The 1,815-nt window shown below is 33.8% G+C and carries 1 protein-coding gene; it reads left to right on the forward strand.

The genetic code is table 11. The features are described 5' to 3' along the window. The first annotated feature begins 89 nt into the window (after nucleotides 1–89). Nucleotides 90–1,661: an IS1182 family transposase gene (locus tag EDD61_RS13685; RefSeq protein ID WP_017144643.1), complete on the forward strand. Its 1,572-nt coding sequence runs from the start codon at nucleotides 90–92 to the stop codon at nucleotides 1,659–1,661. The last annotated feature ends 154 nt before the right edge of the window (nucleotides 1,662–1,815 follow it).

Genomic DNA, 1,815 nt, shown 5'->3' on the forward strand with positions numbered 1-1,815 from the left:
AGAGGCTGTAACGAATAAGAAATAGCCTCACAAATAAAAATACGTCAAACTCATAAGAGAATGGCGTATTTTTTTGGTATAATTTAACTATGGAAAACATCAATGTGTTCGAGTTAAATTATCCGTATCTGAACAATATGGATTATACTACACAACAGTTGATTTTACCACTGGATTTAGGAAAAAAGTTAAATTCTTCTGATCCGGTGTTCAGTTTTCTTAAAGTGATGGAAGGAGTAAATTGGAATACATATCTGAATCGACCTTCACATAAAGGTCGTGAAGAATACAATCCCTTTAAGATGATTAAAATCGTTCTGTTTGCGTTCATGAATAAAATTTATAGTTTGAGAGGTATTGAACAGGCCTGTAAAACGGATATCCGTTTTATGTATCTTATGGAAGAAGAAACACCCAGCCATATGGCAATTCAAAGATTTATTGAGAAATATCTGAAAGATTCTATAGAAAATATATTTAAGGATATTTTTGAATCTATCTGTACACTAGACGACGTTGATACAAAGACTTTATGTATAGATGGAACAAAACTAGAAGCAAATGCCACAAAATTCTCTTTTGTATGGAAAAAGACCGCGGTCAAAACAAGAGATAAAACATTTACACGCATCAATGATGAAATACAGAAACTGGAGAATACAGAACCTAAAGATACATGGGCACCGGAAGAATTAGATGTCATCCTTGAGGCAATATTATCGCAATGTAAAAAGCAAGGATTCTCTTTTGTTTATGGTAAAGGAAAGAGAAAAACGCCGATACAAAGGATTTATGATAACCTTGCGGACTATAGAGATACCTTAGAAAGCTGCCTGACCAGAATTCAGATATGCGGTGAAGGCAGAAACAGTTATTCAAAAACAGATCACGATGCGACAATGATGCATATGAAAGAAGACTACTACATGAAAACCGGAATCTTCAAACCGGGATATAATGTGCAGATAGGTGTATGTGATGAATATATAGCATACGCATGTGTTTTTCAAGAGCGCAGTGATCAAAAGACATTTATCAAATTCCTTGATCGGTATTTAGAACAATATAGAAAACTCCCAGCAGTCGTAGTCGCAGATGCGGGATATGGAAGTTATGATAATTATATGTATTGTCTAACCCATAATATAGAAGCATATATAAAATATAGCATGTATAGCAAAGAGAAAGAAAAGAAATACAAAAAGAATCTATATAATAAAGCAAACTGGATGAAAGACACAAGCGGCAGATATATCTGTCCGGCTGGACATGTATTCACATGTATATCAGAAAGGGTAGATAAACGTAGCAAATATATGAGAATCAATCAAAGTCATAGCTGTGGCAAATGTGAAACCTGTGAACAGAAGAATGTATGCACAACCGCAAAAAGAAATCGCATTATTACAGTGAATCCGATACTAAATGAACTTCAAACAGAGGCAAAGAAAAGACTAGACAGTGAAGAAGGAATACAGTTAAGAATGAAGCGGTCTATTGAAACCGAAGGAGCGTTTGGAGTTATCAAGACAGATAACAAGTATGACAGAATTCACAGAAGAAGCATAAAAAATGTGGAAATGGAGATACAGTTAGTATCTATTGGATTTAACTTAATGAAATATCACAATAAAAAGCAAAGACCAAAGTATTCAGCATAGAGAATAAAAAGGGGGAGATGTTTTTATAATGCCTTAAAACAAAGGTTTATTCCTTTATCTAAAAATAAGAGATGTTTTTTCAGAACAAAGCATAGAAAAAAGAGGTGTAACCTCATAGACTTGTCAATTCAGTCTATTTCGTTACAGCCTCTTT

The sequence above is a fragment of the Longicatena caecimuris genome, assembly GCF_004341945.1.
Classification (GTDB): domain Bacteria; phylum Bacillota_I; class Bacilli_A; order Erysipelotrichales; family Erysipelotrichaceae; genus Longicatena; species Longicatena caecimuris.